This window comes from Hyphomicrobium sp. GJ21 (assembly GCF_001006785.1).
Taxonomy (GTDB): domain Bacteria; phylum Pseudomonadota; class Alphaproteobacteria; order Rhizobiales; family Hyphomicrobiaceae; genus Hyphomicrobium_B.
This window is the reverse complement of the sequence record NZ_CDHO01000001.1, coordinates 269926-296896: the sequence shown is the minus strand read 5'-3', so window position 1 is coordinate 296896 and position 26971 is coordinate 269926. Positions and strand designations below refer to the sequence as shown.

Below are 26971 nucleotides of genomic sequence, written 5' to 3'. Positions count from 1 at the left end.
GCCTTCCCCTGCGGCCGAGCCCACGGTCTCGGCCGACCCCTTCTGCGGGGACACCCCCAGGCTGTGCAGAAACTCTCCCTGATGTCGCTGGGCTTGGATCTCGCCGGCTAGCGTTGGCGTGGCGCGACACAATTCAGCATCGTGCTACCTCGGGTTTGACAGAGTGAGCCCGATAGCTTTCGAAACCGCCTTACATCAACAGGCTAAGCGCAGCTCCACCCACGGCCGCCAGCAACACGACGACCCATGGCGGAGCTTTCCAGGCCATCAGCGCCACGAAACAAATCAAGGCCAGTGCGAAATCCGGCATGCCTCCGATCGCGCTGGTGAAGACAGGCGAATAAAGCGCAGCGCCGAGGATTCCGACGACTGCGGCATTGGCGCCCTGCATGGCCGACTGCGCCCACGTCTTACGGCGCAGTTGATCCCAGAAGGGCAACGCCCCGATCAGGATCAGGAAGCCCGGCAGGAAAAGTGCGACAAGAGCGATCGTCGCGCCGGCCACGCCGTTCGGCGCCGGTCCCATGACCGCTCCGAGCCAGGCGGCAAAGGTAAAGAGCGGTCCGGGGACCGCCTGCGCTGCGCCATAACCCGCAAGGAAGGCATCATCGGACACCCATCCTGGCGTGACAGTTTCAGCCTGTAACAGCGGCAACACGACATGTCCGCCACCAAAGACAAGCGAGCCGGCACGAAAGAAGCTGTCCGCCAGCGCCCATCCTTGCGCTTGCCCCGCTAGGACCGGCAGGCCAATCAGTAGGGCGACGAACAGCGCGAAGGCCATCAGTCCGGCTTTGCGTGAAACCGGCACAGGCGGATGCTCGCCAATCGTGACCTGTCCTTTGCCAAGAGCCAGCCCGGCAAGTGCGCCCAGCAGTATGGCCGCCATCATCCCGATCGCTCCCGGCGCCCAGGCAAGCAGAAGCACGGCCACGACCGCGATCGTGGCGCGCTCCTTATCGGGGCACAGGTTTTTTGCCATGCCCCACACGGCTTGCGCCACGATGGCGACGGCGACGATCTTGAGACCATGTAGGACGCCAAGCGCTAACGGGCTTTCCAGCCGCGTAGCCGTCATGGCAAGCGCAAGAAGGATCATGGCCGATGGCAGGGTGAAGGCGAGGAAAGCTGCGAACGCGCCGAGCCATCCCGCCCGCGTCAGACCAAGAGCAAAGCCGACCTGGCTGGAAGCCGGACCGGGCAGGAACTGGCACAGTGCCACCAAATCGGCATATGCGCTTTCGCTCATCCATTTTCGCCGCGTCACCAGCTCGTCCCGGAAATAGCCCAGATGTGCGATCGGTCCACCGAAGGAGGTGAGCCCTAGCTTCAGGAATGCGCGGAATACCTCGGAGACGCTTCCTTGCGACTGTTGCGGGCTATGATCCATTCAAGGGACCTCGTTGGTTGGGGCATTCTTGCGAGCGATGACGTGCGATCGGCGCGGAATAGAATCTCAGGTTGCAGCCGTCAGATTGACCCGCTGCATCAGGGCCTCGCCGCTCTCCTTGCGCTCGGAATAGCGGTCGGTCAGGTAGGGTGAGACGTCGCGCGTCAGAAGCGTAAACTTCATCAGTTCCTCCATTACGTCGACCACTCGATCATAATAGGAGGACGGTTTCATCCGGCCCGCATCGTCGAACTCCTGAAAGGCCTTGGCGACGGAGGACTGGTTGGGGATCGTCACCATGCGCATCCAGCGGCCGAGCACACGCATCTGGTTGACGGCGTTGAAGCTCTGCGAGCCGCCGGAGACCTGCATCACCGCGAGTGTCCGGCCCTGCGTTGGCCTTACCGCGCCGACCGAAAGGGGAATCCAGTCGATCTGCGCCTTCATCACCGCGCTCATTGCGCCGTGCCGCTCCGGGCTGGTCCAGACCTGGCCTTCCGACCAGAGCGAGAGCTCTCGCAGTTCCTGCACTTTCGGATGCCTGACCTCGGCGCCGTCCGGCAATGGCAGGCCATGCGGATCGAAGATGCGTGTTTCCGCGCCAAAGTGTTTCAGCAGACGCTCGGCCTCGAATGTCAGGAAACGGCTGTAGGATCGCTCGCGGAGCGAGCCATAAAGCAGCAGGATACGCGGCGGATGGGTAGAAGGGTCGGTTACGCGCAGCCGATCAAGGCTGGGAGTATCAACGCAGCCGGCATCAAGATTGGGAAGATCGTCCGGCATCAACGCTGCTCTTTCGCGAGTTCGGACACCTTGCCGCCACGCTCATACCAGCCTTTGGAGCGGTTCACGATCCAGACGACCGAGAGCATCACCGGCACTTCGATCAGCACCCCGACAACGGTGGCGAGCGCCGCACCCGAGTGAAAACCGAACAGGCTGATGGCGGCGGCAACCGCCAGTTCGAAGAAATTTGACGCGCCGATCAGCGCCGAGGGACCGGCAACGCAATGTTGTTCGCCGGCAAGCCGGTTGAGCAGATAGGCAAGGCCGGAGTTGAAATAGACCTGAATCAGGATCGGCACTGCCAGCAGGCCGATGATGGCCGGCTGCGCGATGATCTGCTCGCCCTGAAATCCGAACAGCAAAACAAGCGTCGCCAGCAAAGCGACGAGAGAAGCCGGGCCGAGCTTTGAAAGCAGCCGGTCAAGCGCTGCCTGCCCGCCACTTGTCAGCATCCGGCGACGGATGATCTGCGCGATGATGACGGGAATGACGATATAAAGGATGACCGACAGGACCAGCGTGCCCCACGGCACGGTGATGGCTGACAGGCCCAGCAGCAGGCCGACAATCGGCGCAAAGGCGACGACCATGATCGCGTCGTTGAGGGCGACCTGGCTCAATGTGAAATGCGGTTCACCCTTGGTCAGGTTCGACCAGACAAACACCATGGCCGTGCATGGCGCGGCTGCAAGGATGATGAGGCCGGCAATGTAACTGTCGATCTGGTCGGCAGGTAGATAGGGCCGGAACAGCCAGCCGATGAACAACCAGCCCAGTAGCGCCATCGAGAACGGTTTTACCGCCCAGTTGATGAACAGCGTTACGCCGATGCCGCGCCAGTGGCGGCCGACCTCACCAAGCGCAGCGAAGTCGATCTTGAGCAGCATAGGGATGACCATCAGCCAGATCAGTACCGCCACCGGCAGGTTGACCTTGGCAATTTCCATCGTGCCGATGGCATGAAATGCGCCCGGCAGAAAATGGCCGAGCGCGATGCCGACGACAATGCACAGCGCGACCCAGAGGGTCAGGTAGCGTTCAAAGGTGGACATGCAATTCTCTCAGGCCCTTGCGACGCGACGGCCGTGTTCGTCCACCACGCGCTCGCCGTCTTCCTTGACGAACGCGCCGCGTTGCGGCGGCAGCAGGTCGAGCACGTCCTCGGACGGTCGGCAGAGCCGGACGCCCTTAGGGCTGACGACGATGGGTCGGTTGATCAGGATAGGATGCGCCATCATGGCATCGAGCAATTGCGCCTCGCTCAGAGCCGGGTCGCCAAGGCCACGTTCGGCATAAGGCGTGCCTTTCTCACGGAGCAGCTCTCGCGCAGATATACCCATGCGCGCGATAAGCCGAGTCAGCATGTCCCGAGATGGCGGCGTCTTCAGATATTCGATGACATGCGGCTCGACGCCCGCATTGCGGATCATCGCCAAGGTATTGCGCGAAGTCCCGCAATCCGGGTTGTGATAGATGATGACATCCATGGCTTGCCTCACGCCGCGCTGTTTCTGGGAGACGACGCGCCATCTGATTGGCCGATCTCGGTCAGCTTCGTGCGCAGCGACGCCTTGTCGAGACTAGCAACCGGCAGGGACGTGAACGCCGAGATGCGGTTCTTCATGTAGCGGAAGGCCGCAGCGAAGGAGACTTCCTTCTGGATATCCGGCCCATCGACGGCGGCAGGGTCTTCGATGCCCCAATGAGCTGTCATCGGCTGGCCAGGCCAGACAGGGCAGGTTTCGCCGGCGGCGTTGTCGCAGACGGTGAACACGAAATCCATAACAGGCGCATCAGGCCCAGCAAACTCTTCCCAACCCTTCGAGCGGAAGCCTTCAGAGGGGTAGTCGAAGCTCTTCAGCACCTTCAGCGCGAAGGGATTGACCGCGCCCTTGGGTTGCGACCCGGCAGAGAATGCACGAAATCGGCCTTCGCCATCCTTGTCCAGGATGCTTTCCGCGAGGATTGAGCGCGCCGAATTGCCGGTGCAGAGGAACAGGACGTTGAAGATGCGGTCAGTCATGAGTGGCCTCCTTTGCGGTGAGGGTTTGCGGTGAGCAGCAAGGGGAAAAATCGGCGATCAGCGGCGCGCAGATCTCGGGTCGGCCGCCGCAGCAATCCTTGACGAGAAAGCTGGCAAGCGCGCGAACGGCGTCGAGCCTTGCCCGATAAATGATCGACCGGCTATGCCGCTCCGCCTCTATCAGGCTGGCGCGCGTCAGCGTCGCCAGATGTGTGGACATCGTATTGTGGGGGACATCTAACCTGCGGGCGATCTCGCCTGCGGGCAACCCGTCCGGCTCATGCTCCATCAGTAGACGGAACACGTCGAGTCGGGTCGGTTGCGCGAGCGCGGCGAAAGCGAGGATGGCATTATCTGATTCCATATGTCGAGAATAATCGACATATTGGCGAGAGTCTAGACAGGGACGATCCGAAGTTTCCACCTGGTCGGGTAGCTGGACAGCGCCGCCGAACAGTGAGGACGGGAAGCCCAAGCGCGCTCAGTAGATATTGCTCGTATTGCCAAGCATTTACTGGGGTTATTCACCTGCGGATGGTACACTTAATTATTTGCGGGACGGGGGCACGATGGGACGCTTTATTGAGGGATATGACCGGAGCCAGCCGTTACTGCTGCCCGCCTGTGTTGAAGATTACGTGTCGCAGGACTCTCTCGTCCGCGTCATTGATGCCTTCGTCGAAACCCTCGATCTCACGGCGCTCGGCTTCGAGCGCACCGTCTCTGCCCCGACAGGACGACCTGGCTATCACCCCGGCGACATGCTGCGGCTCTACATCTGGGGCTACCTGAACCAGTTGCGTTCATCGCGACAATTGGAGCGCGCCTGCCAGCGCGATCTGGAGGCCATCTGGCTGATGCGGCGCATGACCCCGGACTATCGGACCATTGCGGCGTTCCGGCACGACAACCCCGAAGCGATCATCCGCACGGGAGCCGCATTCATCAGCTTCTGTCGCGAGAACGGCTTGGTCACTCCTGGCAAGGTGGCGCTGGACGGAACAAAGATGCGGGCGGTTGCCAGCGCGAAGAATATTGCAGGAGCGGATCGTCTGGCACGCGACATCGCTCATACCGAAACAGAAATCGCCTACTATCTCGACCGCCTCAACATAGCAGATCAACACTCGGAGCGCGCGCGCGATCAGACGGTCAATCGCGCGGCGTTTGCCAGCGCGATCGCGTCACTCGAACGCCGTAAGCAGCGCTTGGAAAAGCGGCAGGCCGAACTTGCTGAGCATGATACCAACGTCGTGGTCTTCGGAGAGCCGGATGCACGACCAATGGGATATGGCCGGGCGCCGAAGTTCCCGGCCTATAATCTCCAGAGTGTCGTCGATATCGAAAGCGGGCTGATCATTCACAACGATGTCGCCAACGAAGCCAACGACAGCCAGTTGCTGCATCCAATGGCGATAGCGGCAAAAGAAGTGCTCGACGTCGACCAGCTCGAAGTGCTGGCGGACGGAGGCTACTCGAACGCGCAGGAAGTCGCGCGTTGCGAACAGGACGGCGTCCGCGTGGCAGCGCCGATCAAGCGCGGGGCCATGAGCGCGCAATACTTCCGCCCCGTGCAATTCGTCCATGACGAGCAGACCGACACGATCCGCTGCCCTGCTGGTGAAACCATGTATCCCAAGGGCAAGCATACCCGAAATCGGGCGATCCGTTACAGAACGCCCGCCTGCCAGACTTGCCAGATCAAACAGCAGTGTACGCCGGGATATCAGCGCACCATTCACAGGCTCGTGGATCAGGGCGCGCTCGATCGGATGGAACGTCGGGTTCAGGAGAAACCTGATCTTATGACGATCCGGCGCTGCACGGTCGAGCATCCCTTCGGCACCATCAAGCGAATGTCTGGCGGAGGTCGCTTCCTGACCCGCGGTTTGCGGCGGGTGAAAGCCGAAGCTGCCCTCTCGGTCCTGGCATTCAACATTATCCGCGCTTCGAACGCCTTCGGAACCGGAGCGCTGATGTCGCGGGGCTGAGAACCCCGCTCTATTCGGTTTGCGTCATCGCGGCCGCATCGAGTCCTCGCTGAGTTTCTGCACAGCCTGCCCCGCAACGCCCCCTGAGAGTGAGAGTTCGGACGGGTTTTCCGTGACGGGTTAAGGGCTGGGGAAGAGGTCTCCGGCGCCCGTCGCGGAGAATCGCGATGTTCAGGAAAGATGGTAAAGCGCGCGCCGGCCAGGACCGGACGAGCCTCTATGACGAAATCACCGGCAAGATCATCGCAGAACTGGAAACCGGGCGCGTGCCCTGGGTCCAGCCTTGGGGATCGGCCTCGACCAGAGCGCCGCTCGCCATGCCGAGCAATGGCGCAACCGGCCGGCATTACTCGGGTATCAATGTTCTGATTCTATGGGGCGCCGTCATCCAGCACGGCTTTCCCGGTCAGAGTTGGCTCACGTTCCGCCAGGCGCTCTCGCTTGGAGGCAACGTCCGCAAAGGCGAGCGTGGCACGACCGTCGTCTATGCCGATCGCTTCACCCCGGAGGACGAAAAGCGCCGCGCCCGCGAGGCCGGTGAGGAAGCTGCCGCGATCCCGTTCCTCAAGCGATTCACGGTGTTCAACACCGCGCAATGCGATGGCCTTCCGGACGATATCGCCGCGATCGTTCCACCGCCTCCACCCGGCCTGATCGAGCCGAAGGTCGAAGCGCTGATCCGGGCGACGGGCATCGACTTCCGCATCGGCGGCGATCGCGCCTTCTATGCGCCAGGTCCAGACTATGTGCAGGTTCCGCCACCCCAAGCGTACTTCGAGCCGATCAACTGGCACCGGACGGCCCTGCACGAGCTGGGGCACGCCAGCGGTGCAGCTCATCGCTTGAACCGCGACCTCTCCGGCGCCTTTGGCACCAAGAAGTACGCATTCGAGGAGCTGGTGGCCGAGATCAACGCCGCCTTCTGCTGCGCCTCGCTCGGCATCGTGCCCACCGTCCGCCACGCCGACTACATCGGCTCCTGGCTGGAGGTGCTGCGCGAGGACAATCGCGCCATCGTCCGCGCCGCCTCCCAGGCAAGCAAGGCGGCCGACTGGCTGCTCAGCTTCGCCTCCGACACCGATTTCGGCACGGCCGATGACGAACGGCAGGCGGCGTGATCCCCTGAAATCCAGAAATGCGGAGATACGGGTTTCCGGCTTTCCTCTGTTCCGTATCCGTGGCGCTGCTCTCTTTAGAGGAAGAGGGCGGCGCTTCGCTTCGTGACGGGTTTAGGATCGAGAGAGAGGCTCTCGGCGCCCGTCGCGGAGACTACCACGATGGCTACTGCCGTTCAGAAACTCACCCTCTCGCCCTCGCGCGACATTCCCTTCAACAAGCTGGTCCTCAGCCAGTCCAACGTCCGGCGCGTGAAGTCCGGCGTTTCGGTCGAGGAACTGGCCGAGGACATCGCCCGCCGCGGCACGCTCCTCCAGAGCCTCAATGTCCGCCCGGTCCTTAATACCGATGGCGGCGAAACCGGCATGTTCGAGGTGCCCGCCGGTGGCCGGCGCTACCAGGCGCTCGCGCTGCTGGTGAAGCAGAAGCGCCTGACCAAGACCTCCCCGGTGCCCTGCGTCGTGCGCGATCCCTCGACGCCCATTCTCGCGGAGGATGACAGCCTGGCCGAGAACACGCAGCGCGTCGCGCTCCATCCGCTCGACCAGTTCCGCGCCTTCCTCGACATGCGGACCAAGGGCATGACCGAGGAGGAAATCGCCACCGCCTTCTTCACCACGGTCCAGATCGTGAAGCAGCGCCTACGCCTGGCGGCCGTCTCGCCGACGCTTTGCGGCATCTACGCCGAGGACGGCATGACGCTGGAGATGCTGATGGCGTTCACCGTCAACCCCGACCATGCCCGGCAGGAACAGGTCTGGGAGGCGGTCCAGCATTCCTATAATCGCCAGCCCTGGCATATCCGCCAGCTTCTCACCGAAACCTCCGTCCCCGCTTCCGACAAGCGGGCGCAGTTCGTCGGCGTCGACGCCTATCAGGCGGCGGGCGGCGAAATCCTTCGCGACCTGTTCGAGACCGACGATGGTGGCTGGCTTCAGGAACCGGCGCTGCTCGACCACCTGGTCTCCGACAAGCTGAAGGCGATCGCCGACGAGATCGCGGCCGAAGGCTGGAAGTGGATCAGCGTCGACACCGATCTGCCCTATAGCCACGATCAGGGTCTTCGCATTCTGGCCGGCACTCCCATCGATCTCACCGACGACGAGCGCGCCGCTCGCGCGGCGCTGCGCGAGGAGTATGACCGGCTCGAAGCGGAATATGCGGAAGCCGACGAACTGCCCGACGAGATCGACCAGCGCCTCGGCGAGATCGAAGCGGCGCTCGAGGCGTTCGAGCAGCGGCCGGTCATCTACGATCCCACAGAGATCGCGCGCGGCGGCGTGTTCGTCAGCGTCGATCGCGATGGCGCGCTCATCGTCCATCGCGGCTATGTCCGTCCGGAGGACGAGGCGCCGATCGACGCGAAGGGCCATGAGACCGATGGCGTAACCGATCCGGCCGGGACCGACGCAGGGATCGCGAGCAGTGTTCAGCGCGCCGTCATCACCATCGGCGGCCAGTCGGCCGAGCCGGAAGAGGATGACGAAGAAGACGTCATCAAGCCACTGCCCGAACGGCTCGTCACAGAGCTGACCGCGCACCGCACGCTCGCGCTGCGGGATGCGGTCGGGGCCAATCCGCAGATCGCGCTCACGGCCCTGCTGCACAAGCTGGTGCGCGACACCTTCCAGCGCACCGGCACCGCCGGCGCAAGCCTGCAGGCGTCGATCAATCACGTCTTCTTCCGCGAACAGGGCAAGGATCTTGCCGAGACGTCCTATGCCAAGGCGATCACCCAGCGGCATGAGGACTGGAAGGCGGACCTGCCTGCGGATGAGGATGCGTTGTGGGACTGGCTCGCCGCGCTTGACGACGCCAGCCGTCTGGCGCTCCTCGCCCATTGCGTCAGCTACGGCGTCAACGCCCTCTACGAGCGACCCAATCCGTTCAGTGGCAGCGGCGTCTCGCAGTCGGGCCTCGACCGACGCATGGCCGAGGCGGATCGGCTGGCGCGCGCGACCGGCCTCGACATGGTGGAGGTGGGCTTCCGTCCGACCGTCGAAAACTATCTCGGCCGCGTGACGAAGCCGCGCATCCTCGCCGCGGTGCGCGAAGGCGCGGGCGAACGCGCTGCCCAGCTCATCGATCATCTGAAGAAGGGCGACATGGCGAAGGAGGCTGAACGCCTGCTCGCCGACAGCGGCTGGCTGCCCGAACCGCTACGCATGGTCGAGCATGACGAGCCCGCGACGAGCGACGAAGGCGACGAGGCGCTGCCGGCCTTCCTCGCCGACGATGACGAACCCTCCGACGAAGAGGACGAAGTCCTGCACGCCGTCGCCGCCGAATAGCACACCGGCTCGGGGCGGCTTCAGTCGTCCCGCGCCGTCCTTCCCAATCCGTTCCTCAGCCCGGCCATCGCGCCGGGCGTTTTCGTTTCAGGAGGCCGTCATGGCTGGCTATTTCACTCATTTCTCGTGCCTGCTCGACGTCGACACGCCCGACAACGCCGCCCGCGCGCTCGACCTCTACAACAAGCTGTCTGAGGACGGCGCGTCGGAGGAGCCGCCTTCGGAAGGCTTCCTTCTGTCGATCCAGCCCGAACATGGCGGCGCCCAGCTCTGGATGCGCGATGATGTCACCGGCGATCCCGAACGGCTGATTCCGTTCGTGAAGATCTGCGCCGCCGAGTTCGGGCTGACGGGCCGATGGGGTTTCCAATACGCCAACACCTGCTCGCGCCCTCGGCTCGATGGGTTCGGCGGCGGCGCGCACGTCCTCGACCTCGCGACCGGCGAGACGATCGGTTGGACCTACACCGATGGCTGGCTCGCCGAGACGCTCTCCGACGAAGGAGAGCTGATATGAGCATTCCCGCACACGCCAGCACCAATTTCCAGACGCTGCTGCGCGCGGCAGCGGACGGCAGTTTCGCGCTCATGGAGTGCCTCGACGCCGAGACGGGAACGCCACGCTATGTCATCTGCGCCGTGGGGCGCGACAACGGCGATTATGTCTTCACGCCCTTCGGCCATCTCGCCGACGGCAATCCCTACGATGCCTATCTGCCGCCCAATCCCGACAATCCGGATGGCTTCATCCATCCTGATTGCTGATCGAGGCTGGATCTGACCACTTGAAGCGCCCCGCCATATGGCCGGGGCGCTTTTGTCGTGTTGGCCATGGCCTGCCGAATGAGAGGCAGAGGGAGGCCGGGACGGATTTGAGCCGGTGCGGTCGAGAGAGAGCGCTGCGCGGGCTCGATCCTGTCCCGCTCTCCCGAGGCTTTTCCCGTGAACATGACGTCCACATCGGCGGCACCGGCTGCCGCACTCCTTCCGCCCAGCTCTGATCGGGAGTCGTCCGCAGCGATCTTCGCGGCGGCGAGCCTGCTGCTGCCCCATCTTGAACAAGGCGAGCGCGTTGACGCTGCGACCCTGCGCGCGGCGATGGAAACTGCGTTCGGCGCGTCCGACGCGAGCGGCGCCTGGGACTGGAAGTCAGCCTATGACGCCTGCGAGGCGGCGACCGTCCTGTTCCTGCGTAAATACGGAAAGGCGCTTTTCCGCAAAGCTGGTTCTCCGGCAGCACGCCTCATCCCGCTGACCAAGATCGCCAGCCTACTGCCGACTCATACGCGGCGCTCTTCCGAAAGCCAGACCTTCCAGCAATTCTCAACCCCGATCCCGCTTGGCCTGGCCGCGGCCCATGCCGCCGCCATCACGCCGGCTGACCGCGTGCTGGAGCCTTCGGCAGGCACCGGACTTCTCGCCATCCTCGCCGAGATCGCGGGCGGCAGGCTCGTTCTGAACGAGCTGGCGGAGCTGCGCGCCGACCTGCTTTCCTCCCTCTTTTCGGCCGATCCCGTCACCCGCTTCGACGCGGCCCAGATCGACGATCATCTCGATCCCGCCACCGTGCCGAGCGTCGTGCTGATGAATCCGCCGTTCTCGGTCATGGCGCATGTCGAGGGCCGCGTCGCCGATGCTGCGTTCCGCCATGTCGCCTCGGCGCTCGCGCGCCTCGCGCCCGGCGGCCGCCTGGTCGCAATCACCGGCGCCAGCTTCGCGCCCGACAATCCGGCCTGGGCTTCTGCGTTCACCCGCCTGCAGGAGCGTGGCCGCGTGGTCTTCTCCGCCGCCATCGACGGAGCGGTCTATGCCAAGCACGGCGCGACCATCGACACGCGGCTGACCGTCATCGACAAGCTGCCCGCCGAAGATCCGGCCGTGTTCCCGCATCCTCTGGGCGTCGCGCCGGACGTCGCCACGCTGATGGGGTGGCTCGGCGAGCATATGCCCGCGCGGTTCCCCGTCGATCCCTCCATCGCCGTTCCTGTGATCGTCACGCCCGCGCCCCGCAGTGTGCGCGGCTATCTCAATCGCGCAGTCAGCACCGCCCCGGCCGCGCCGATGGCCGAACCGGAGGGCTTGCCGCTCGTCTATGAGACGCTCGACTGGCAGGCCGGCGAAGCGGGCCGCCTCTCCGACGCCATCTATGAAGAATACAGATTGCAGGCGATCCGCATTTCCGAGTCTCGGGCGCATCCCACGAAACTCGTGCAGTCGGCGGCGATGGCGAGCGTCGCGCCGCCGAAGCCGGCCTATCGGCCGCACCTCCCGGCCAACGTCTACGACCTGCTCTCCGACGCACAGTTAGAGACCGTGATCTATGCCGGCGAGGCGCACGCCGATTACCTGGCCGGATCATGGACGGTGGATGCGACCTTCGATGTCGTCAGCGCCGCGCGCGATGATACGGCGAATGCCGTGCGCTTCCGGCGCGGCTTCATGATCGGCGATGGCACCGGCGTCGGCAAGGGCCGCCAGTCGGCCGCGATCATCCTCGACAACTGGCTGCAGGGCCGCCGCAAGGCGGTGTGGATCAGCAAGTCGGACAAGCTGATCGAGGACGCGCAACGCGACTGGTCGGCGCTGGGCATAGAGCGTCTACTGGTCACACCGCTCTCGCGTTTCCCGCAAGGGCGTCCCATCACGCTGCCGGAAGGCGTCCTATTTACAACCTATGCCACGCTACGGTCCGACGACCGCGGCGAGAAGCTTTCGCGCGTCAAACAAATCGTCGAATGGTTGGGCTCCGACTTCGATGGAGCGATTATTTTCGACGAGGCGCACGCGATGCAGAATGCCGGTGGCGGCAAGGGAGAACGCGGCGATGTCGTTGCCTCGCAGCAGGGACGCGCGGGTCTGCGCCTCCAGCATGCCCTGTCGAACGCCCGCATCGTCTATGTGTCCGCGACCGGCGCCACCACGGTCCACAATCTCGCCTACGCCCAGCGGCTCGGACTCTGGGGCGGCGAGGATTTTCCATTCGGCACCCGCGCCGAGTTCGTGGAGGCGATCGAAGCCGGCGGCGTCGCGGCGATGGAGGTGCTTGCCCGCGACCTGCGCGCGCTCGGTCTCTACACCGCCCGCTCGCTCTCCTTCGACGGTGTGGAATATGAGCTGGTCGAGCATGCGCTGACGCCGGAGCAGACGCGCATCTATGACGCGTATGCCGGCGCGTTCGCCATCATCCATAACAATCTCGACGCGGCGATGGAGGCGGCCAACATCACCGGCGCGTCCGGCACCTTGAACCGGCAGGCCAAATCCGCCGCGCGTTCGGCCTTCGAGAGCGCCAAGCAACGCTTCTTCGGCCACCTGCTCACGAGCATGAAAACGCCGACGCTGATCCGCTCGATCAGCCGCGATCTCGATGAAGGCCATTCCGCCGTCATCCAGATCGTCTCGACCGGCGAGGCGCTGATGGAACGCCGCCTGGCCGACCTGCCTACCGAGGAATGGAACGACGTTCGCATGGACATCACGCCGCGCGAGTATGTTTTATCGTATTTGGAGACGAGCTTTCCGGTGCAGCTCTACGAGCCGTTCACGGACAGCGAGGGTAATCTGTCATCACGGCCCGTCACCCGTGATGGCCAACCCGTGGAGAGCCGCGAAGCTGTCGCACGTCGCGACGAGTTGATCGCCAAGCTCGCGAGCCTCCCGCCTGTCCCCGGTGCGCTCGACCAGATCGTCCAGCACTTCGGGACCGACATGGTGGCCGAGGTGACGGGCCGCTCGCGGCGCATCGTCCGCAAGAGCCTGCCCTCGGGGCTGGCCGGAGGCCAGAGCCCGGGGGGCGACCGTCTCGCCGTCGAAAATCGCGCTGCCTCGGCCAATCTCGCGGAGACGCAGGCGTTCATGGACGACGGGAAGCGCGTCCTGATCTTCTCGGACGCGGGCGGGACCGGCCGCAGCTATCACGCCGAGTTGTCAGCGCGGAATACCCGGCTGCGCGTCCACTATCTGCTCGAACCGGGCTGGAAGGCCGACGCTGCCATCCAGGGCCTCGGACGCACCCACCGCACCAATCAGGCGCAGCCGCCGCTGTTCCGACCGATCGCGACCGACGTGAAGGCCGAAAAGCGATTCCTTTCAACCATCGCCCGTCGCCTCGATACGCTAGGCGCGATCACGCGCGGGCAACGCCAGACTGGCGGCCAGGGCCTGTTCCGGCCCGAGGATAATCTGGAAAGCGCCTATGCCCGCGATGCGCTGCGCCAGCTCTATCTTCTGCTGGTGCGCGGCAAGGTCGAGGGCTGCTCGCTCGATCGTTTCGAGTCGGCCACCGGCCTGAGGTTGATGGATTCGACCGGCATCAAGGACGAGCTGCCGCCAATCACCACGTTTCTCAACCGGCTGCTCGCGCTCACCATCGAACTTCAGGGTGTTCTGTTCACCGCGTTCGAGCAATTGCTGAACGCGAAGATCGAGGGCGCCATCGCCAGCGGCGCCTATGATGTCGGGCTGGAGACGCTGACGGCGGAACGCTTCACCGTCATCAACCGGCAGACCATCTACACCCATCCGGGCACCGGCGCGGAAACCCGGCTGCTGACGATCACGAAGCGCGAGCGCAATCGTCCGGTCACGCTCGATGATGCGCTCGGTCATCTCGACGATCCGCGCGCCAAGCTGCTGCTTAACGAGCGGTCGGGTCGCGCCGCTGTGCAGATCCCGACGACGAGCATCATGCTCGACGATGGCGAGATCGAGCGGCGCGTCAGGCTGATCCGGCCGATGGAGGCGCACAACGTCGCGGTGAGGATGATGGGCGAGACCCATTGGGTCGACGCCGATCGGAATGCCTTCTCCACAGCCTGGAACGCCGAGATCAGCGAGGTGCCGGAATTTTCCGACAGCACCATCCACGTCGTCACCGGCCTCCTGCTTCCGATCTGGAAGCGGCTGCCGAACGAGTCCACCCGCGTCTATCGGCTTCAGACTGACGAGGGCGAGCGGATCGTCGGCCGCAAGGTCTCGCCGGCCTGGGCGGCCAACGCGACAACGACCGGCGCATCTTCGCTGACGCCGGATGCCGCGTTCATGGCGCTGATGGATGGCCGCGCGATCCTCGATCTCGCCGGAGGCCTCCAGCTTCGCCGCTGCCGTGTCATGGGCGCCAACCGCATCGAGCTGTCCGGCTTCACCGACACGATGCGCGAACGGCTCTCGGCCTATGGCCTCTTCCACGAGATCATCTCCTGGAAGCTGCGCATGTTCGTGCCGACCGACACAGCCGGCCCGGCGGTGCTCGAGCGCGTGCTGGGCCGCTGGCCGGTCGAGCGCGTCGGCGAGCGGGAGGCGGCGTGATGGCCCATCACGATGCCGCAGAACTTGCACACCGTCTTGGCCGGCAGGCCGAGGCGGTGTGCCGTCACTATCTGTCTGCCGGACGTCGTCAAGGCAATTACTGGCAGGTCGGTGACGTGCGCAACACGCCGGGCCGCTCGATGTTCGTGCGGTTGAAGGATTCGCCGAAAGGTCCGGCCGGCAAATGGTCCGATGCCGCGGCAGCTGGCGAGCATGGCGATCTGCTCGACGTGATCCGCGAAAGTTGTGGCCTTGTCGACTTCAAGGATGTGGCCGAGGAAGCGCGCCGATTCCTCGCGCTTCCGCACCCCGAACCGGAAAGGACCAGGATGCCGGCCGACAGAACGTCCACCAGCGCCGGTTCGCCCGAAGCGGCGCGGCGGCTCTTCGCCATGTCGCAGCCGATCGGCGGAACCCTCGTCGAAGCGGTTTTGCGCAGACGCGGCATTACGGCTTTGCACGAAACCGGCGCGCTCCGCTTCCATCCGCGCTGCTACTATCGGTCGGACGAGCATAGCCCGACCGAAACCTGGCCCGCGATGATCGCAGCCGTCACCGACCTATCCGGCAAGTTGACAGGCGCGCATCGCACCTGGCTCGATCCCCATGGCTTCAGCGAGGTCAATCTCGGCCGTGCCCCGATCGAGACGCCGCGGCGTGCGATAGGCAACCTCCTCGGTCATGCCGTGCGCTTCGGCGTGGGCTGCGAGGTGATGGCGGCCGGCGAAGGCATCGAGACGACATTGTCGGTCCGATCGGTCCTGACGCAGATGCCGTCGATGGCGGCGCTCTCGGCCGCGCATCTCTCGGCCATCCTGTTCCCGCGGATGCTGCGACGACTCTACATCGCGCGCGACAACGATCCGGCTGGCGACAAGGCGATGACCGTGCTGATCGAGCGCGCCAGCGCCGTCGGGATCGAGACGATCGTGCTCACGCCACGGCTCGGGGACTTCAACGAGGATCTCCGGCTGCTCGGCTTCGACGTCCTTGCGGCCCATCTGCGTCTTCAGGTTGCCTCGAGCGACATCGCCCGCTTCATGTCCCTGGCGGCCTGATCGACTGCAAGGAATGGTGCGGCAGGGCGGTGCGTGAGAGGCTGCGAACATGGCGCGAGATCTTCGGGGTCGAGGGCCACACCCACGGCCTTCTGAGAGGGCGATCGGGCGTCAGTCGGGCCGGACAGGCAATGCCTGCGGCCGACGATTTTCCGCCGCGTCCTACGGACGCTTTGCATCGCGAGGCAAAATCGCCGGCCTCCAGCATCCTCCACGGTGTTCCGGCCCTTCGCTTCGCTGCGGGTGCAGGTCCGGCCCGCCCGCCGCCTTCGTCGCCATGAAGGCCGCGATGGGCGCGGCCACACCGCGAAGGAAAGCCGCCATGACCGAAGAACGCGACCCCGCATACGAGCCGCACCACGACTCCTCTCCGACCGATCACCTGCTTCAGGAACTTCAACTCTACGGCTACCGTCCCTTCGAAGACGACCCCGATCCGCGACCGCTTCCGGAAGGCCGCGTCATCGCCGGCAGCATCGCCGACATCTTCGATGCCCTCGTGGTGGCGCTCTCCGACACCCGCCTCGAACCCGATCTGGAAGAATTGCTCTGGGGCACGGTCAACCTCTTCCATCGCGCCACCGACCGGATCGAACGCGAACTCGATGACAACGAGATCGCCCAGCGCCGCCTCCAGAGGGAACAGGATGGCTCCGAGGTGAAGTCCGTCGAACTCGAACGCCTGACGGCACAGGGTCAAACCCTTCTCGAACGGCGCAACGCCTTCGAACTGATGCGCGACCAGGCCGCCGAGCACTTCGAGCGCAACACCCACTCGATCTGGCGCCCGCGCACGGGCTCGATGGTCAACCATCGCAACCTCACCGCCGCGCTGATCGACAGCCGGGATTTCCTCGCCGCGAAGCGTCGCGCTGAAAGCGAGGTGCTCCTGCCTCCCGGTCCGAAGGTTGCCTTCACCGGCGGTCTCGATTTCAACGATCACCGCCTGATCTGGGCCAAGCTCGATCAGGTTCTCGCCAAGCACCCCGACATGGTGCTGCTGCACGGTGGAAGCCCAAAGGGCGCCGAACTCATCGCCGCGAAATGGGCCGCCCATCGCAAGGTCGTGGAGGTTCCCTTCAAGCCCGACTGGACCAAGCACGCCAAGGCGGCGCCCTTCAAACGCAACGACGCGATGCTGGACACCATGCCGATCGGCGTTATCCATTTCCCCGGCACCGGGATTCAGGACAACCTCGCCGACAAGGCCCGGAAACTCGGCATCCCTGTCATGAAGTTCGACGGCGGCGCATAACGCGCCGCCGCATCGCGGCAGCTATAATTGTCTTTACGAGAAAAATGCTCTCGTTCAGAATACACTAGCATTCTTGTAGAACCGGCGAAGCAGCATAGTCGCAGGCGGAGCGTGTCTCCCGGCAGCCTGTCGTGATCCTCAACCGTTTGCACGGAGGTTTTCATGACGCTGATCCTGCTCGCCATCTCCCTGACGATCGCGTTTTGCGTGCTCGCCTATAACCTCGCGATCTACGCCTTACCCTTCGCGGCTGGTTTGACCGCGTTTCAATATGCCTATGCGGTGGATGCGAGTTTTCTCATGTCCGGCCTTGCCGCCATCAGCGCCGCGCTCGGCTCGATCGCGTTGGTCATCGCCATCGTCGGCTTCGCGAAAAATCCGGCTCTGCGTCTTATTGCGCTGGCAATCTTCGCCATTCCCGCCGTGATCGCCGGCTACGCACTTGTCCACGGCATCGCCAAGCACATGATCGACGGAGGTCTCGTCCTCAATCTGCTGTGCGGCGCTGGCGGTCTATTCATCGGCATCGCCGCGATGCTCAACCTCTACGCGGTCGGAACAGCCGTCCTTTCGCGCTGAGGCAACGGCCGCGACCCTCCGCTCCCGCGAGACATCCCGCGGGCTTTCGCCGCGGCGTCCGGTATCCCGATCAGAACAAGATCGACCGTATCAGGGACGCGATCGCCGGCGTGTTCGATCCGCATCGTCCGTTTCGAAAAGCGCCGTCTGACAGCGAATCCCGGAGCCAGAGCGATCACCGCCCGCCGGAGCGGTCTGTCCCATATCGACGTGGAGATAGCCGCGAACACCTTCATCATGCCTCATGCAGATCTGCATGGATCCCCTCTTCGCGCTGATACGGTGGGGCAGCGCCATGTGCCCCAAACCCGACAGCTATTACCGTTCTCGTTCCAGCCTGCCTTGTCCGCAGCGACGCATGAGGAAGCAAAGAGGGTTCTGAATGGTGCGTTTTCGTGGCGGTTGGGCCTGATCGCGCGCTCTTGCCAGCAAGGCCGATGGTTCGGCTGCGCGTCGTCTTCCGGCTTTCGAGAGGCGCCAATCCCTCCGACTGACTGATCCCCTAAGTCCGTTCTGTTTCCTCCGGCAACCCCCGCGGCTCCGGACCGTGTTGGCGCTGAAGCGCCTGCCCGCACCACTCCGGGCCTTGGGGGTCAAGCTGCCGCCAAAGGCGCCAGTGCAGGAGTCTCCCGACGGTCTTGGCCGGGTCTCGTCGGAGGGAATGGTCCCTCCGGGAAGCAACGGAGACTTACCATGCAGAACATCGTCATTCTCGCCGGCAACATCGGTCAGGCCCCTGAAACCCGCACCACAAACGGCGGCACCAGCATCACCCACTTCACGCTCGCCACCTCGCGCCCCCGCTACTCGGAAGGCAGGGTCATCCGGGACGAGAACGGCTACCGGGTCCAGGACACCGAATGGCACCGCATCACCGCCTTCAACGGCCTCGGCAAAACGATCCAGCAGCATTGCGAGAAGGGGATGAAGGTTCTTGTGCGCGGCCGCATTCACTACACGAAATGGACTGACCAGCAGAGCGTCGATCGCTACGGCTGCGAGATCATCGCCGAGACGGTGGATTTCCTGAGCCGGGCGAAGCAGACCCAGAACGACGGCGACAACACCGTCGATGACGACGAGATTCCGTTCTAACGGGCGGGATACCGGAAATCCCGGCGGCGAAAGCCGCCGGGATTTTCCATGTGCGCGTCGGATCGCGGCCGCCACGCGCTTCCCTTTCTGGCCATGGACGCCGAGGCCCCATCCGGCTCAGGCGAAAAGCCGCGCCCGACTCCGTTCCCACCATATTCGGCGGCGGACACGCGGCAGCGCCCCATCTCGACGGTATCGCAACCATCAGGGTGAAGGCAGGGCTACGGCAGCGCGCAACGCGAAGATTTCCGCTCCGGTTGGCGGGCACCACCCCGCTTTTTGAGGCTGACCCTGGTTTCAATCCCGGCCTCGCGTGGGGTCAACCCTCGTGGGGTCCGCTACGCGAAGCGTGCGGTCAGCTCGGCTTCGCCTCTCTGATGACCCCGGCCGCGACCGAAACACATCGGGCGCCTGTCGAGCGGGGATGATCCCCGCCTCCAGACAGGAGCTGCGAAAAATGTCCCTCGCCAACGCCCAAGCCTTCGCCTTCAGCCTCGCCGCCACCCTGATGGTCACGATCATCATCTATCGAGCCGGCGACGGCACCATGAGCGTCATGCCCGCCGCGGAATATGATGGAGAGGCCGACACCATCGTCGGCGAGATTGATCCGTTCGCTTGAGCCGGATGGGGCCTCGGCCCTCGCCTTCGGCAAAAGGCACGACCGAATCAGTCGTCGGTCGATTGCGCGCCCCGCAGCGCGATGAAGCGACTTTCGGCTGGATCGAGGCGAGAACTACGACTATTATAGTCGTAGTTCTGGCAAGTGCGTTCGCGCCGGTGGGAGGTGATCATGCATGATCACTTCCCGACAATCGCGGGCCGCTCGCGCGTTGCTGGGTTGGACGCAGGAGACGCTCGCTGACAAGGCCCGCATATCGCTGACCGCGTTGAAACGCCTCGAATCCGAAAGCGGTCTCGAGGTTTACGAAACGACGCGCGATCAGGTGCGCAGGGCATTCGAAGCAGCGGGAATCGTTCTGCTCTCCACCGACAAAGGGCAAGGGGTTCTGCTGCATCATGACACGCCCAACCATCAGCGTCGTCGATAGCCGTTTCGCCCCATCGGACTATTTGTTGCCTTCCCAAGATGCACGCATCGGGCGATGGTTAAAATATAGTAACCGTGAGAATGTCCTGCGATGACGGGACGGTCGATACCTGCATTTCTGGACGAACCGCCGCTAAGTCAGCGGCTGACCCCGTATGATCGCGAGCATATGGTTCTCTATCTGCGGCTGCTCGACGCAGCGCGTGATGGCGCCGACTGGCAGGAAGCCGTTCAAATCCTGTTTGGCCTCGACCCACAAAACAATCCGCAGCGCTGTCGCCGGATCCATGACACACACCTTGCCCGTGCGCGCTGGATGACCGAGCACGGTTATCGCGAGCTGGTGCGCGAAAGTCAGCGTCACTGATCCATACGATGCCGCCGCGGCATCGCCCCCGCCAAACTTCGCGACTTCAGCATCACAATCGCTCCGGGAATGCTGGCTCCCTCGCAATCTACGGAGGGAGGAACGACGATGGTACCGGACGCTTCAGGATGGCGTTCCTCGGCGCTCTATCTCCATATTGACGGGCTTGCAGCCTCTGACATCGCTTGGGAATGGCTCCGTCGCAACGAAGCGTATGATCATGATTTCGATGCGCACTCCCGCAACAAGAAAGACCCTCAATCGCTGACCGACAGGATTCGGCAGCGTTGGGGGCTGCGATTTCCCGCTTGATCCGCTACAGGCTCCTCCCAAAGCGCAGGTGTTCTGGCTCCCGCATGCCGACACCAGCACAATTGTGCTGGCGGCAGCTCCCGCGATTTTCTCTTTGGATCGCGATGCACGAGCCGTATTTGATATCGCTGGTTCGGTCGAACAGGATGGCGAAACGCATCTTTTCTACGAGGTGAGCAAGAACCAGCATCTCCAGCTCATCCTCCCCGCCGGCCAGACGCCTGCGGTTCCCTTGGTCGCCATGGTCCCGATTAGTCTCGAAGGATTTGATCGGGTGGAGTCCATTTACCGCCTTCTTGCGACACTCTATGGCCGCGCTGTGCCGCCGGACGCACGCCTCACGCGACAGAAACGCAGACGGATGCGTCACATGCTGCAAGCATTCGACGGCTTCCGGGATGGCGCCACCCAACAGGAAATCGCCCAGATCATCTTCCGTCTTCCACGGATGAAGCGGGACGACTGGCAGATATCCTCAGCCCGCCATACCGTCATGGCCTTGCTGCGCGATGCCCATGCGATGGTCGCTGGAGGCTATCGAACGTTGCTGCGCCACCGACGGTCCCAGGGTTCGCGAACCAGGCGAGCCGAAAACGACGAACAATAAACGCAGAACGTTGACGTTACATGATCGCAGGGCTCCTGCGGACGCGTTGCCCGTCTCTCGCGAACCGCTGACGTACAACGTCAACATCGCAACGCTTTTCACAAAATTCCTTTCATCCGCCGCGAACTCGTCTTTGCTGTCAGCCCGCCCCAGCGACTCGGCGGACGTGGTGTGGGATTTCAGGCCCCCCTAAAATCCCACTCCATCTCACCTGTTTCTCTTCGCCATCGTGGTCTTCGCCCGCCGCTGATTTCCAGCGGCTCACGCAAGCACCACGAAAGGCCGATCCATGCGACCCGAACTCGCCGTTCTCCCGCCGCGCTTCCTGCGCACCAAGGAAGCCGCCGAATTCCTCGGCCTGTCAGCCCGGACACTCGAAAAGCACCGAACCTACGGAACCGGCCCGGCTTACCGAAAGCTCGGCGGCCGCGTCGTCTATGCCATCGACGATCTCGAAGCCTGGGCCGATCGCGGCGCCGTCACCTCGACCTCTGATCCGCGCGGTTCGGTTCTTCCCGCCAAGCGCCAGTCGCCGACGTTGCCGGCGCGCGCAGGACGATACGCACGCTGACAGCGCACAATTTTCCGAATGACGGCGCGGCACCAGCCTTCTTCGGAGCGCGGGCAGCTCGATCTGTTCCGGGCGCTCCCCGGCGACTTCGCCCCACGAGACGCGCAGGATCTCATGGCCTATCCGTTCTTCTCCCTCGCCAAATCGAAACGCATCGCGCCGATCGATTTCAACGCCGGCGATGTGACCATCCGGGTCGAGGCCGTGCCCGATCACGGCATGGCGACCATCTGGGATGCCGACATCCTGATCTGGGCCGCGAGCCAGATCGTTGAGGCGCGCGACGCGGGCTTGCGCACCTCCCGGCTCATGGCGACGACGCCTTATGAGATTTTGACCTTCGTCGGCCGCGGCGTCTCGCTGCGCGATTACCAGCGCCTAAAGGCCGCGCTCGACCGCCTCCAATCCACCACCGTCGCGACCTCGATCCGCCAGCCGGCGGAAGGCCGCCGGCATCGCTTCTCATGGATCAACGAGTGGCAGGAGCGGACCGATCGCGACGGTCGCCCTGTCGGCGTCGAGCTGATCCTGCCGGACTGGTTCTATCGCGCCGTTCTCGATGACGCACTCGTTCTGACCATCGATCGCGCCTATTTCGATCTGACCGGCGGGCTCGAACGCTGGCTCTACCGCGTCGTGCGCAAACACGGCGGTCGCCAGTCCTTCGGCTGGAGCTTCGATTTCGCTCACCTCCACCAGAAATCCGGCAGCCTCTCGCCGCTGAAGCATTTCGCCTACGACCTGCGCGACATCACCCGCCGCCAACCCCTGCCTGGCTACCGGCTCTCCATCACGCAGCAGGCCGGCGGTCCCGAACTGCTCACCTTCGTCGCAACCGATCCGACCTTTTTCACCCCGCCGCGCCCGCGACGGAAACCGTCAACGCGCTTTGGGGACAAGCTGTGAATTCACTCGTGCTATCGGGGACCGCCCTTATCGTGCCATCAGGGACCCGATCCTCGTGCTATCGGGGACCGGAATCGACGATTCATCGCCGTGATTCAAAGGCTTGCGACGGCCGTAACTTCTCTAACCTAGATTCCTTCGGAATCTTTCTAACGCCCCCGCACTTTTGCGCGCTTGCGGATAACCTCCGCAGCGATGGCGCAAAGGCCGGAAACAGCAGGCAATCCGCCGCTGTTTTGCTCCTTGAATCGGAGACTCGCTTTCCTTCAATCGTGAACTGGCTCGGCAGGTTCACGGTCGGAGGCGCGTCATGATCGTGGCGCTCCTCAATCAAAAAGGTGGTGTCGGCAAGACGACACTGGCGCTGCATCTCGCGGGCGAATGGGCCGGCAAGGGGAAGCGGGTCACGCTGATCGATGCGGACCCGCAGGGTTCGGCTCTCGACTGGTCGCAACAACGCGCCCGCGAACGCCAGCCACGACTGTTCGGCGTCGTCGGCCTCGCGCGCGATACTCTGCATCGTGAGGCGCCGGAGTTGGCGCGCGACGTCGATCACGTCGTGATCGACGGGCCGCCGCGTGTCGCCGGGCTGATGCGTTCAGCGCTGCTGGCCGCCGACCTCGTGCTGATCCCGGTGCAGCCGTCGCCGCTCGACGGTTGGGCCTCGGCGGAGATGCTCGCGCTTCTGAACGAAGCTCGCATCTATCGCCCCGGCCTTGCCGCACGGTTTGTCCTCAACCGTTGCGGCGCACGCACCGTCATCGCCCGCGAGACGGCCGAGACGCTGGCCGATCACGATCCACCGGTGCTGCGCACCGCGATCGGGCAGCGCGTCATCTACGCCGACGCCGCGCAGTCGGGCCGACTCTCTTTCGAGATCGATGACGATGGCCCCGCTGCGCGCGAGATCGATGCGCTGGCGACCGAGATTGAGCAGCTTCGCATCGGGAGGATCGCACCATGACGATCCTCACCGGCGATTGCCGCCACCTCATGCCGGCGCACGGACCGTTCGATCTGATCCTCGCCGATCCGCCCTATGGCGACACGTCGCTCGCCTGGGACCGTCGGGTCGACGGATGGATCACGCGCGCTCGCGATGCGCTTAGCCTGACCGGCTCGTTGTGGGTGTTCGGCTCGCTGCGATGCTTCATGGCGACGGCCGACCGCTTCGCCGACGCTGGCTTGCGCATCGCGCAGGAAATTGTCTGGGAGAAACAGAACGGCTCCAGCTTCCATGCCGATCGCTTCAAGCGCGTGCATGAACTGGCCGTCCAGTTCTACCCAACTGAGACGCCGTGGAGTGACATCTACAATGATGTGCAGACGACGCCCGATGCAACGGCGCGCACCGCGCGACGCAAGCAACGTCCGTCGCATACCGGCCAGATCGATGCCGGCCACTATCTCAGCCATGACGGCGGGCCAAGGCTCATGCGCTCCGTCATCTACGTGCGCAATTGTCATGGCCGCGCGATCCATCCGACCGAGAAACCGTCAGCGCTTCTCGAAATTCTGATCCGCACGAGCTGCCCCGAAGGCGGCCTGGTCGGCGATTGGTTCGCCGGTTCCGGCGCGGCCGGTGAAGCCTGCCGGCTCAGCGGCCGTCGTTATCTCGGCTGCGAGATCGATGCCGTCATGGCTGAGCGCGCCCGCGCGCGCATAGCAGCCCTGCTGCCATTCCATGGTGGAGGCGCGGCATGACAGAGCGCGCCGACAAACGCCGGTTTGTGTCCCGGCCGGGCAATCCCGAAAAATGGATCAGAGCGACTGAACCGCAACCGACCGGCATGGCCGCCGGCGATGCGTTCACCGCCCGCCTGACGATCGACATCACGCCCGACCTGCGCGGTCGCATCAAGGTCGCGGCCTTCCGGCGCGGCATCACCGTCGCCGAGGCGTTGCGCGAGCTGCTCGCGCGCGAATTTCCACCCATCGCGGGAGATCAGCCATGACGGGCAGAGCGGCCCATCGCGCGCACAGCCGTCCGCAGCCGGACGGGCCTGCGCCGTTCACGACATTGGTCGAACTGACCTTCCAGAAACAGAAGGTCGAGCACTGGATCAGGTTCGGCCGCAAGAATTACGAACAGATCCTCGATCGCCGCCGCAGCATCGTCGGGTTCGCGCCGAACAGCATTTTCGCTTTCGTCCGCTGGGCGGCGGGCGAGTACGGCACGATTATCTCGCGCATCGACATCGTGCGCGCGGTGCGCCGCGGCGAGCCGTTCCAGACGCTGCCCTTCGTGCGTCCCGGCGGCGACATCCTGCTCAAGCTCGAAGGCTGGCCGAAGGTCGAGCGCGTGCTGCAGGCGATCGACGCGATCGAGCATCTCGGCATCGATCCCGCAGCGGTCTCGCCCGACCACTGGCGGCATGTTCACAACCGAATGACCGCCGGCCAGGAATCTCGCGCCTACACGCCAGACCAGCATCACGCCTACCTGCTGCGCCGAAGGGTCGAGCCATGACGCGCTTTGGCTTGATATTCACGACCGCGCTCGCGGCCATGGGCGTCGGCTATCCCGGCCTCACGCCGATGCCGATCAAGCTCATCTGGAACGCATCGGCCAGTGCGCCGATCGGCTTCTACTCGATCGACTTCGAGGGACCGTTCGAAGTCACCGATCTGGTCGCCGTCGATGCGTCGGAACCACTCGCCACCTTCCTCGCCGAGCGTGGCTATCTGCCGAAGGGCGTGCCGCTGTTGAAGCGTATTCTCGCCGTGTCCGGGCAGGCGGTTTGCCGCTCGAACCTCGCCATCACCGTCGATGGCGTCAATGTCGGCGTGGCGCTCGACCGCGATCGCGCTGGCCGCGATCTTCCGGTCTGGCAGGGCTGCCGCCGCATCGCGACCGGCGAAGTCTTTCTCATGAACTGGCAGGTCAACGACAGTCTCGACGGCCGCTATTTCGGCCTGACCTCCACCGACCAGATCATCGGCCGCGCTATCCCGCTGTGGACCGACGAGGATGGCGACGGTCGCTTTCAATGGCGCGCACCGACGCGCTGACCGCCTTTCCTTCGGCGGGAGCGGTGCTCGCCGATGGCTTTCCCAACCTCACCGTCAAGGAGACCATCATGCCGCAAATCGGACAGTTCACGCGTGAGGAATCCCGCATCGTCGGGCGCATCGAGACATTCACACTTTTCCACGACATCGTCATCGTTCCGGCCGATCCGTCGGATGCGGAGAATGCGCCGGACTACCGCATCCATGACCACGATCCAGGCGTCCGGGACATCGGCCCGGAGATCGGCGCGGGCTGGAAACGCACCGGCGAGAAGGCCGGCGAATACATCGCGCTGGTGATCGACGATCCGGGTTTGGGGCAGCCGATCCGCGCCAACCTGTTCCGTGACGACGATGCCGGCAATGCCTGGTCGCTGCACTGGTCGCGTCAACGCGATCGCAGCGAGAAGGATTGAGCGATGCCTGGCTCTCGTTCGCCGACGAGTCATCTGAATGTGTCCGGGCTGCATCATGCGGCCCGGCGCATGGCTCTTCTTCTCCTTTCCGGCCTTGCCATCGCGAACGTCATGCCGGCGGTCACGATGGCGCAGGGCTTAGCCGCCGCATCGGCCTCAGCCAGCGATCCCTATGCCGCCCATATCATTGAAGCCGCGACGCGCTTCCGCTTGCCGGCTGTTTGGATTCGCGCCGTCCTGCGCACGGAAAGCGCCGGCGATCCGCGCGCCACCTCGCCGAAGGGCGCGATGGGTCTGATGCAGATCATGCCGGCGACATGGGCGGAGCTGCGCGCTCGCCATCGTCTCGGCGTCGATCCCTACAACGTGCATGACAACATCATCGCGGGTAGCGGCTATATCCGCGAGCTGCTCGATCGCTATGGATCGCCGGGCTGGATCGCAGCCTACAACGCCGGTCCCGGTCGCTACGACGAGGCGTTGAACGGCCGTCCGCTACCGGCGGAAACCCGCGCCTATGTCACCACTGTCGCGTCGGCCATCGGCTCCGGCGGGACAATGATGGCGGCTGCCGATCCGCTCGCCTGGACCCGCGCACCGCTGTTCATCGCGCAGCCGGATCGTAGATCAGCCGCCGATCCTATGCCGCCCGGCCGTTCATCCGTCATCGCTCCGAATGCAGCCCCGGCGCGCGATCTCTCCGCCATCGTTCCACGATTGGGCGGCCTGTTCGTCGCGCGTTCGGGCGATAGGACCACGCCATGAGCCTGCTCGGCATCTGTCGCACGGTCTCGGGCTCCCGCGTGTCATGGCGTGCAGGGAGGGTGGAGGCAGGCAA

General features: G+C 64.2%; 30 protein-coding genes. 24 read left to right on the top strand and 6 right to left on the bottom strand.

Translation table 11 applies throughout. From position 1 onward, the window contains the following. Window positions 1-190: 190 nt before the first annotated feature. The 6 genes from chrA to HYPGJ_RS01455 all read right to left on the bottom strand — a co-directional run bounded on the left by chrA (window position 191) and on the right by HYPGJ_RS01455 (window position 4563). Entirely contained in the window at window positions 191-1390 is a 1200-nt protein-coding gene (gene chrA, locus HYPGJ_RS01480) for a chromate efflux transporter (RefSeq protein WP_046845541.1), read from the bottom strand. A gap of 66 nt (window positions 1391-1456) precedes the next feature. Next, a complete protein-coding gene (arsH, locus tag HYPGJ_RS01475) occupies window positions 1457-2173 on the bottom strand; it encodes an arsenical resistance protein ArsH (protein WP_046845540.1) in 717 nt (238 codons plus the stop codon). Further along, window positions 2173-3228, bottom strand: a complete 1056-nt coding sequence (gene arsB, locus HYPGJ_RS01470) for an ACR3 family arsenite efflux transporter (protein ID WP_046845539.1) — start codon at window positions 3226-3228, stop codon at window positions 2173-2175. Before arsB ends, arsH begins: the two co-directional genes overlap by 1 nt. 9 nt (window positions 3229-3237) lie before the next feature. Then, window positions 3238-3663, bottom strand: a complete 426-nt coding sequence (gene arsC / locus HYPGJ_RS01465; RefSeq protein ID WP_046845538.1) for an arsenate reductase (glutaredoxin) — start codon at window positions 3661-3663, stop codon at window positions 3238-3240. An 8-nt stretch (window positions 3664-3671) separates the two neighbouring features. Continuing rightward, window positions 3672-4199: an arsenate reductase ArsC gene (locus HYPGJ_RS01460; RefSeq protein WP_046845537.1), complete on the bottom strand. Its 528-nt coding sequence runs from the start codon at window positions 4197-4199 to the stop codon at window positions 3672-3674. Further along, window positions 4192-4563: a metalloregulator ArsR/SmtB family transcription factor gene (locus tag HYPGJ_RS01455; RefSeq protein WP_046845536.1), complete on the bottom strand. Its 372-nt coding sequence runs from the start codon at window positions 4561-4563 to the stop codon at window positions 4192-4194. The genes HYPGJ_RS01460 and HYPGJ_RS01455 overlap by 8 nt, the downstream gene beginning before the upstream one ends. Before the next feature lie 205 nt (window positions 4564-4768). On the opposite strand from HYPGJ_RS01455, the gene HYPGJ_RS01450 reads away from it, so the two are divergent. From HYPGJ_RS01450 to HYPGJ_RS01335, 24 genes are all read left to right on the top strand, one after another. After that, complete coding sequence (locus HYPGJ_RS01450; RefSeq protein ID WP_046845535.1) at window positions 4769-6190, top strand: IS1182 family transposase; 1422 nt, start codon at window positions 4769-4771, stop codon at window positions 6188-6190. A 167-nt stretch (window positions 6191-6357) separates the two neighbouring features. Continuing rightward, window positions 6358-7308, top strand: coding sequence for a zincin-like metallopeptidase domain-containing protein (locus tag HYPGJ_RS01445; protein ID WP_046845534.1), 951 nt, complete (start codon window positions 6358-6360; stop codon window positions 7306-7308). Between the two features lie 159 nt (window positions 7309-7467). Then, window positions 7468-9597, top strand: coding sequence for a ParB/RepB/Spo0J family partition protein (locus tag HYPGJ_RS01440; RefSeq protein ID WP_046845533.1), 2130 nt, complete (start codon window positions 7468-7470; stop codon window positions 9595-9597). A 100-nt stretch (window positions 9598-9697) separates the two neighbouring features. Continuing rightward, entirely contained in the window at window positions 9698-10114 is a 417-nt protein-coding gene (locus tag HYPGJ_RS01435; protein ID WP_046845532.1) for a hypothetical protein, read from the top strand. Then, window positions 10111-10362: a DUF6117 family protein gene (locus HYPGJ_RS01430; protein ID WP_046845531.1), complete on the top strand. Its 252-nt coding sequence runs from the start codon at window positions 10111-10113 to the stop codon at window positions 10360-10362. Before HYPGJ_RS01435 ends, HYPGJ_RS01430 begins: the two co-directional genes overlap by 4 nt. A gap of 177 nt (window positions 10363-10539) precedes the next feature. Then, window positions 10540-14904 carry a strawberry notch family protein gene (locus HYPGJ_RS01425; RefSeq protein ID WP_046845530.1) on the top strand — a complete coding sequence of 1455 codons (4365 nt, stop codon included), beginning with the start codon at window positions 10540-10542 and terminating at the stop codon, window positions 14902-14904. Then, a complete protein-coding gene (locus HYPGJ_RS01420; protein WP_046845529.1) occupies window positions 14904-15962 on the top strand; it encodes a toprim domain-containing protein in 1059 nt (352 codons plus the stop codon). The genes HYPGJ_RS01425 and HYPGJ_RS01420 overlap by 1 nt, the downstream gene beginning before the upstream one ends. Window positions 15963-16284: 322 nt before the next feature. Further along, window positions 16285-17217, top strand: coding sequence for a DUF2493 domain-containing protein (locus tag HYPGJ_RS01415; protein ID WP_046845802.1), 933 nt, complete (start codon window positions 16285-16287; stop codon window positions 17215-17217). 162 nt (window positions 17218-17379) lie between these two features. Next, the gene (locus tag HYPGJ_RS01410; protein WP_046845528.1) at window positions 17380-17796 is read left to right on the top strand and encodes a hypothetical protein; all 417 of its coding nucleotides are present in this window, start codon (window positions 17380-17382) and stop codon (window positions 17794-17796) included. 693 nt (window positions 17797-18489) lie between these two features. Continuing rightward, the gene (locus HYPGJ_RS01400; protein ID WP_046845526.1) at window positions 18490-18891 is read left to right on the top strand and encodes a single-stranded DNA-binding protein; all 402 of its coding nucleotides are present in this window, start codon (window positions 18490-18492) and stop codon (window positions 18889-18891) included. 457 nt (window positions 18892-19348) lie between these two features. Continuing rightward, window positions 19349-19513: a hypothetical protein gene (locus HYPGJ_RS19280; RefSeq protein ID WP_200185647.1), complete on the top strand. Its 165-nt coding sequence runs from the start codon at window positions 19349-19351 to the stop codon at window positions 19511-19513. Window positions 19514-19688: 175 nt separating this feature from the next. After that, window positions 19689-19943: a helix-turn-helix transcriptional regulator gene (locus HYPGJ_RS01395; RefSeq protein ID WP_046845525.1), complete on the top strand. Its 255-nt coding sequence runs from the start codon at window positions 19689-19691 to the stop codon at window positions 19941-19943. A 90-nt stretch (window positions 19944-20033) separates the two neighbouring features. Then, on the top strand, window positions 20034-20309 hold the full coding sequence (locus HYPGJ_RS01390; RefSeq protein WP_046845524.1) for a DUF2285 domain-containing protein: 276 nt from the start codon (window positions 20034-20036) through the stop codon (window positions 20307-20309). A gap of 69 nt (window positions 20310-20378) precedes the next feature. Next, entirely contained in the window at window positions 20379-20621 is a 243-nt protein-coding gene (locus HYPGJ_RS19400; protein WP_348270887.1) for a DUF6499 domain-containing protein, read from the top strand. Between the two features lie 28 nt (window positions 20622-20649). Continuing rightward, window positions 20650-21228 (top strand): DUF2285 domain-containing protein, encoded by a 579-nt coding sequence (locus HYPGJ_RS01380; protein WP_046845522.1) that lies wholly within the window; start codon window positions 20650-20652, stop codon window positions 21226-21228. 289 nt (window positions 21229-21517) lie between these two features. Next, window positions 21518-21799: a helix-turn-helix domain-containing protein gene (locus HYPGJ_RS01375; RefSeq protein WP_046845521.1), complete on the top strand. Its 282-nt coding sequence runs from the start codon at window positions 21518-21520 to the stop codon at window positions 21797-21799. 18 nt (window positions 21800-21817) lie between these two features. Continuing rightward, a complete protein-coding gene (locus HYPGJ_RS01370) occupies window positions 21818-22705 on the top strand; it encodes a replication initiator protein A (protein ID WP_046845520.1) in 888 nt (295 codons plus the stop codon). Window positions 22706-23015: 310 nt separating this feature from the next. After that, a complete protein-coding gene (gene parA / locus HYPGJ_RS01365) occupies window positions 23016-23669 on the top strand; it encodes a ParA family partition ATPase (RefSeq protein ID WP_046845519.1) in 654 nt (217 codons plus the stop codon). Further along, window positions 23666-24409, top strand: a complete 744-nt coding sequence (locus HYPGJ_RS01360; protein WP_046845518.1) for a site-specific DNA-methyltransferase — start codon at window positions 23666-23668, stop codon at window positions 24407-24409. Before parA ends, HYPGJ_RS01360 begins: the two co-directional genes overlap by 4 nt. Next, the gene (locus HYPGJ_RS01355; protein ID WP_046845517.1) at window positions 24406-24660 is read left to right on the top strand and encodes a hypothetical protein; all 255 of its coding nucleotides are present in this window, start codon (window positions 24406-24408) and stop codon (window positions 24658-24660) included. Before HYPGJ_RS01360 ends, HYPGJ_RS01355 begins: the two co-directional genes overlap by 4 nt. After that, window positions 24657-25175, top strand: coding sequence for a DUF2840 domain-containing protein (locus tag HYPGJ_RS01350; protein ID WP_046845516.1), 519 nt, complete (start codon window positions 24657-24659; stop codon window positions 25173-25175). The genes HYPGJ_RS01355 and HYPGJ_RS01350 overlap by 4 nt, the downstream gene beginning before the upstream one ends. Next, window positions 25172-25717 carry a S26 family signal peptidase gene (locus tag HYPGJ_RS01345; protein ID WP_046845515.1) on the top strand — a complete coding sequence of 182 codons (546 nt, stop codon included), beginning with the start codon at window positions 25172-25174 and terminating at the stop codon, window positions 25715-25717. The genes HYPGJ_RS01350 and HYPGJ_RS01345 overlap by 4 nt, the downstream gene beginning before the upstream one ends. 68 nt (window positions 25718-25785) lie before the next feature. Then, entirely contained in the window at window positions 25786-26133 is a 348-nt protein-coding gene (locus tag HYPGJ_RS01340) for a DUF736 domain-containing protein (protein ID WP_046845801.1), read from the top strand. Window positions 26134-26202: 69 nt separating this feature from the next. Further along, complete coding sequence (locus tag HYPGJ_RS01335; protein ID WP_046845800.1) at window positions 26203-26898, top strand: lytic transglycosylase domain-containing protein; 696 nt, start codon at window positions 26203-26205, stop codon at window positions 26896-26898. Window positions 26899-26971: the final 73 nt, after the last annotated feature.